The organism is Mesorhizobium sp. M7A.F.Ca.US.005.03.2.1 (assembly GCF_003997795.1).
GTDB classification, from domain to species: Bacteria; Pseudomonadota; Alphaproteobacteria; order Rhizobiales; family Rhizobiaceae; genus Mesorhizobium; species Mesorhizobium ciceri.
Genome location: NZ_RZRP01000428.1, coordinates 1 through 5,382, shown reverse-complemented (window position 1 = coordinate 5,382; position 5,382 = coordinate 1). Strand labels below are relative to the sequence as shown.

General features: G+C 62.4%; 7 protein-coding genes and 1 pseudogene. All 8 read right to left on the bottom strand.

Translation table 11 applies throughout. From position 1 onward, the window contains the following. The coding region (locus tag EN991_RS22030; RefSeq protein WP_164769279.1) for a DUF983 domain-containing protein at positions 1–238 on the bottom strand (238 nt) is incomplete at its 3' end. A gap of 21 nt (positions 239–259) precedes the next feature. Then, on the bottom strand, positions 260–715 hold the full coding sequence (locus EN991_RS22025; protein ID WP_245268567.1) for a L,D-transpeptidase family protein: 456 nt from the start codon (positions 713–715) through the stop codon (positions 260–262). 127 nt (positions 716–842) lie between these two features. Further along, positions 843–1,724, bottom strand: a complete 882-nt coding sequence (locus EN991_RS22020; RefSeq protein ID WP_024503615.1) for a cytochrome c oxidase subunit 3 — start codon at positions 1,722–1,724, stop codon at positions 843–845. 1 nt (position 1,725) lies between these two features. After that, positions 1,726–2,358 carry a cytochrome c oxidase assembly protein gene (locus tag EN991_RS22015; RefSeq protein WP_127369542.1) on the bottom strand — a complete coding sequence of 211 codons (633 nt, stop codon included), beginning with the start codon at positions 2,356–2,358 and terminating at the stop codon, positions 1,726–1,728. Further along, entirely contained in the window at positions 2,358–2,516 is a 159-nt protein-coding gene (locus EN991_RS22010) for a hypothetical protein (protein ID WP_013532777.1), read from the bottom strand. Before EN991_RS22010 ends, EN991_RS22015 begins: the two co-directional genes overlap by 1 nt. Positions 2,517–2,518: 2 nt before the next feature. After that, on the bottom strand, positions 2,519–3,463 hold the full coding sequence (locus EN991_RS22005) for a heme o synthase (protein WP_013532778.1): 945 nt from the start codon (positions 3,461–3,463) through the stop codon (positions 2,519–2,521). Between the two features lie 75 nt (positions 3,464–3,538). Further along, a complete protein-coding gene (gene ctaD, locus EN991_RS22000) occupies positions 3,539–5,191 on the bottom strand; it encodes a cytochrome c oxidase subunit I (RefSeq protein WP_013532779.1) in 1,653 nt (550 codons plus the stop codon). Positions 5,192–5,229: 38 nt separating this feature from the next. Next, positions 5,230–5,382: pseudogene (locus EN991_RS41030) on the bottom strand (cytochrome c oxidase subunit II); the annotation flags it as partial.

Below are 5,382 nucleotides of genomic sequence, written 5' to 3'. Positions count from 1 at the left end.
GCGTGACTTCAACCCAGAGCGCCAGGCCGACGATAAGGAAGCCTATGATCAGGATGACGAACACCGCCGGCCCGTCGCCGGCATCGGCGTAGGAATAATCGAGGCCGCAATTGACGCAGCGCTTGCCGACAGTGAGGAAGCCGGAGAACAACCGCCCCTCGCCGCAGCGCGGGCAGCGGCCATGCAGGCCGGCCGAGATCGGATCGATCGGCGGCCAGATCGCTCTGTCTTCACTCATAGGAGCGTCGTCGCTCATTGCTTACCGCTCGATTTCGATCGGTGTGCCATCGGCCACCAGCGCCCAGATTTCGTCCATGTCGGAGTCCGTAACCGCAATGCAGCCGTCGGTCCAGTCGACCAATTGAAGCAGCCAGCCCCACCAGCCATAACCATTCGGCTGGCCGTGGATCATGATCATGCCGCCCGCGCCGACATTGCGCGCCTTGGCGGCGGCCTCATCGTCGGCATTGGGGTACGAAATATGGATCGATTTATGCGCGATGCTGTTCGGGTTGCGCCAGTCGAGGACATAGTTCCCCTCGGGCGTGCGTTGATCGCCCTCCTGGTGCTTGTGCCCGACGGGATCGCCGCCGAGCGCGATGCCGTAGTTTCGCAGGACCTTGCCGTCGCCGATCAGTTCCAGCCGGCGTTCGGCCTTGTGAACACGCACCAGGCCCACCTTCTCGCCGGCAAAGGCCGGGAGTGCCCCGATCATCAATGCGCAAATAGCCCGGAAGATTGTCAGTCGCATTGGCTATCGATCAGCGATCATTGCGCCAAAAAGAAGAAGGCGGCCACGTTGCCGCGGCCGCCTCCAGAAATGAAAATCCCTCAGGCCTGGATCAGTGGCCCTCGATCACCGCGCCGACCGATCCCCAGACGTAGATCGAGGCGAACAGGAACAGCCAGACCACGTCGACGAAGTGCCAGTACCAGGCGGCCGCCTCGAAGCCGAAATGCTGCTTGGGGGTGAAATCACCCTTCATCGCCCGGATCAGGCAGACCAACAGGAAGATGGTGCCGATGATGACGTGGAAACCGTGGAAGCCGGTCGCCATGAAGAAGGTGGCGCCATAGATGGAATCCTTGAAAGCGAACGGAGCGTGCATGTATTCGTAGGCCTGCACCATGGTGAACAGCATGCCGAGGCCGACGGTCAGCACCAGGCCGTTGATCAGCCCCTTGCGGTCGCCGTGAAGAAGCGAATGGTGCGCCCAGGTCACCGTGGTGCCCGACAGCAGCAGGATGACGGTGTTGTAGAGCGGCAAATGGAAGGGATCGAGAACCTCCATGCCCTTCGGCGGCCAGACGCCACCAGTAAATGTGGCGCGCGCGTAGTTCTGTGCCTCACCGGCAAAAAGGCTGGCATCGAAATAGGCCCAGAACCAGGCAACGAAGAACATCACCTCCGAGGCGATGAACATGATCATGCCATAGCGCAGGTGCAGCGACACGACCCGCGTATGATGACCCTCATGCGCTTCCTTGATCGTGTCCGACCACCAGGCGAACATGGTGTAGAGGACGATCACGAGGCCGATGAAGAACAGCCACGGATTGGCGATGTTGAAGCCGAAGATCGGGAACGACCCGCCCTTCAGATATTCCATCAGGGCGACACCGCCAAAGGCCATGACGAGCGCCCCTACCGAGCCTAGGAAAGGCCATGGGCTCGGGTCGACGAGATGATAGTCATGCTGTGGTTTTGCGTGCGCGTCTGCCATATCAACCCCCGAGATTTGCTTCGGTATTCGAAATTGTCTTGCTGTTGCCATCGGTCGGCGCCGAGGAGGCGACCGGCTTGGTCTTCTCGACCGGGAACATCGTGTAGGACAGCGTGATCGTCTTCACGTCCTTGAGCTCCGGCACATTGACGATGTCGGGGTCCACGTAGAACAGGACCGGCATGTCCAGCGTCTCGCCGGGCTTCAGCGTCGTGTCGGTGAAGCAGAAGCACTCGACCTTGTTGAAATAAGGTCCCGCCAGCTCAGGCTGCACGTTGAAGGTGGCGCGGCCGGTCACGGGACGATCGAACTTGTTGGTAGCCTGGTAGTGCGCCTGCACGGTCTCGCCGATCTTCATCGTCATCGAGCGCTGGACCGGCTGGAACTCCCATGGCACGCCGGCGACGTTGGCATCGAAGCGGACGGTGATCTCGCGGTCGAGCACGCGGCCGGCATACTGCTTCTCGGCACGTTGCGTCGTGCCGCCATAGCCGGTCGCCTGGCAAAACATCTTGTAGAGCGGCACCGCGGCATAGGCCATGCCGATCATGCCGGTGAAGAAGGCGAGGCAGACAGCCGCGACGATGACGTTGCTGTTCTTGCCCGCCGCTTTCCTGGACTTCTCGACGCTCATCACATCGTGCCCAGATTGTGGCCGAACTTCACGATCGTCGCGATGTAGAAAATGACCACCAGCAGCGCCAGCGCCACGCCGATGGCGATGGAACGGCTGCGCTGCGCCTTCTTCTGACGCTCGGTCAACGTGACGGTCTCGAGCTTTTCCTCGATCATGGTCATGCTCCACCCATGGCAAGCGCGCGTTCGACAACGCTGTCGGCCAGATAGGCAGCGAAGATGGCGAAGAGATAAAGCAGCGAATAGGCGAACAGGGCCTTGGCCGGTTTCATGACGCGGTCATCGTCGGCCATGCCAAGCACTTTCCACGCGTACCAGGCAAAACCGATCCCGAGCAGCAGGGCGGCCACGCCATAGAAGGGCGTGGTGTAGCCGAGCAGCCACGGCAGCACGCCTACCGGGGCCAGCACCAGGGCATAGGCGAAGATCTGGCGGCGGGTCGAAGCGTGGCCGGCGACGTTGGGCATCATCGGAATGCCGGCCTTGGCATAGTCCTCGGACTTGAACAGCGCCAGCGCCCAGAAATGCGGCGGCGTCCACAGGAAGATGATCAGGAACAAGACAACGCTTTCGAGGCTGACCGTCCCGGTCACCGCGGCCCAGCCGATCACGGGCGGAATGGCACCGGCGGCCCCGCCGATGACGATGTTCTGCGGCGTCCAGCGCTTCAGCCACATCGTGTAGACGACGGCGTAGAAGAAGATGGTGAAGGCCAGCAGCGTCGCCGCCAGCCAGTTGACCAGCACGCCGAGCGTCATCACCGACAGCACCGACAGCACCAGCCCGAAGGTCAGCGCTTCGTGCGGCTGGATGCGACCGGCCGGGACCGGGCGGCTGGCGGTCCTGGTCATCACGGCATCGATGTCGGCATCGTACCACATGTTGAGCGCGCCGGAGGCGCCAGCACCTATCGCAATAGCCAGGATGGCGATCACCGCCAGCAGAGGGTTGATGGTCACGGGGGCGGCGACCAGGCCGACAAAGGCGGTGAACACCACCAGCGACATGACGCGCGGCTTCAGCAGCGCGAAGAAATCGCCCGCCGTCGCTTCCGACATGCGAAAGCCCGCTTCGTCAATCAATGGGTCGTCGACAAGGGCCATGCGTACTTAAGTCCATCATCCGTTGGCCAAAACCGCCGGCGGACCGGCGGTTTCGTATTCGAGCGGGCAGCCGCCTTACTTGATCTTCGGCAGCTGTTCCCACTGGTGGAAGGGCGGCGGCGAAGGCAGCTGCCATTCGAGCGTCGTTGCGCCCTCGCCCCATGGGTTGGCGCCGGCGATCCGCTTCTTCTGGAAGGCCTCGAACACGCCATAGAGGAAGATCAGGACGCCGACGGCCGAGATGTAGGAGCCGATGGACGACACATAGTTCCAGCCGGCAAACGCATCGGGGTAGTCGATGGTGCGGCGCGGCATGCCGGCGAGACCGAGGAAGTGCTGCGGGAAGAAGATCAGGTTCACGCCGACGAAGGTGACCCAGAAGTGGGTGTTGGCGATGACGGGCGAATACATGTAGCCGGTCATCTTCGGGAACCAGTAGTACCAGCCGGCGAAGATGGCGAACACCGCGCCCAGCGACAGCACGTAGTGGAAGTGGGCGATGACGAAATAGGTGTCATGCAGCGAGCGGTCGAGGCCGGCATTGGCCAGCTGGACGCCGGTGACGCCGCCGATGGTGAACAGGAAGATGAAGCCCAGCGCCCACAGCATCGGCGTCTTGAACGAGATCGACCCGCCCCACATCGTCGCGATCCAGGAGAAGATCTTCACGCCTGTCGGCACCGCGATGACCATGGTGGCGAAGACGAAGTAGCGCTGCGTGTCGAGCGACAGGCCGGTCGTGTACATGTGGTGCGCCCAGACGATGAAGCCGACGGCGCCGATCGCCACCATGGCGTAGGCCATGCCGAGGTAACCGAACACCGGCTTCCTCGAGAAGGTCGAGATGACGTGGCTGATGATGCCGAAGCCCGGCAGGATCAGGATGTACACTTCAGGGTGACCGAAGAACCAGAACAGGTGCTGGAACAGGATCGGGTCGCCGCCGCCATCGGGCGCAAAGAAGGTGGTGCCGAAATTGCGGTCGGTGAGCAGCATGGTGATGCCGCCGGCCAGAACCGGCAATGACAGCAGGAGCAGGAAGGCGGTGATCAGCACCGACCAGGCAAACAGCGGCATCTTGTGCAGCGTCATGCCAGGCGCGCGCATGTTGAAGATGGTGGTGATGAAGTTGATGGCGCCGAGGATCGACGAGGCACCGGCAATGTGGATCGACAGGATCGCCAGATCCATGGCCGGCCCGGGCTGGCCCGAAGTCGACAATGGCGGATAAAGCGTCCAGCCGCCACCGACGCCATAGGCACCCGGTGCGCTCGGCATGAACATCGAGGTGAGCAGCAGGATGAAGGCCGGCGGCAGCAGCCAGAAGGAGATGTTGTTCATGCGCGGGAACGCCATGTCGGGCGCGCCGATCATGATCGGGACCATCCAGTTGGCGAAACCGCCGATCAGCGCCGGCATGACCATGAAGAAGATCATGATCAGGGCGTGCGCGGTGGCGAAGGCATTGTACATGCTCTTGCCGCCGTCGATCGCGGCGTCACCGTTCATGCCGTAGACCATCTGCGCCAGACCGCTGAAGATCTGGATGCCAGGCTCCTGCAGCTCCATGCGGATGGCGACCGACAAGGCGCCGCCGATGATGCCGGCCATGATCGCGAAGATCAGGTAGAGCGTGCCGATGTCCTTGTGGTTGGTCGAATAAACCCAGCGCACCCAGCCGTGATAAGGCTTGTGGTCGTGCCCGTCGTGAGCTGCAGCGTCTGCCATGTTCCGCTCCGTTCCCTAAATCTTGCTAACCCGCGGCATCAGTTGCCGGCGGCCGCTACCTTGTTCTGGCCGTCGACCTCGGCCATCAGCGTCTTGTTGGCGCCGGGCAGATCGGTCTTGGCTGCCGCCAGCCAGGTCTTGAACTGCGCATCGGAGACGACGCGGATGGCGATCGGCATGAAGGCATGGTC

What these genes read in the sequence shown, in the direction of transcription:
- EN991_RS22025 (WP_245268567.1), bottom strand. Translation starts at nt 715, where the DNA reads ATGATCGGGGCACTCCCGGCCTTTGCCGGCGAGAAGGTGGGCCTGGTG.
- EN991_RS22015 (WP_127369542.1), bottom strand. Translation starts at nt 2,358, where the DNA reads ATGAGCGTCGAGAAGTCCAGGAAAGCGGCGGGCAAGAACAGCAACGTC.
- ctaD (WP_013532779.1), bottom strand. Translation starts at nt 5,191, where the DNA reads ATGGCAGACGCTGCAGCTCACGACGGGCACGACCACAAGCCTTATCAC.
- EN991_RS22020 (WP_024503615.1), bottom strand. Translation starts at nt 1,724, where the DNA reads ATGGCAGACGCGCACGCAAAACCACAGCATGACTATCATCTCGTCGAC.
- EN991_RS22010 (WP_013532777.1), bottom strand. Translation starts at nt 2,516, where the DNA reads ATGATCGAGGAAAAGCTCGAGACCGTCACGTTGACCGAGCGTCAGAAG.
- EN991_RS22005 (WP_013532778.1), bottom strand. Translation starts at nt 3,463, where the DNA reads ATGGCCCTTGTCGACGACCCATTGATTGACGAAGCGGGCTTTCGCATG.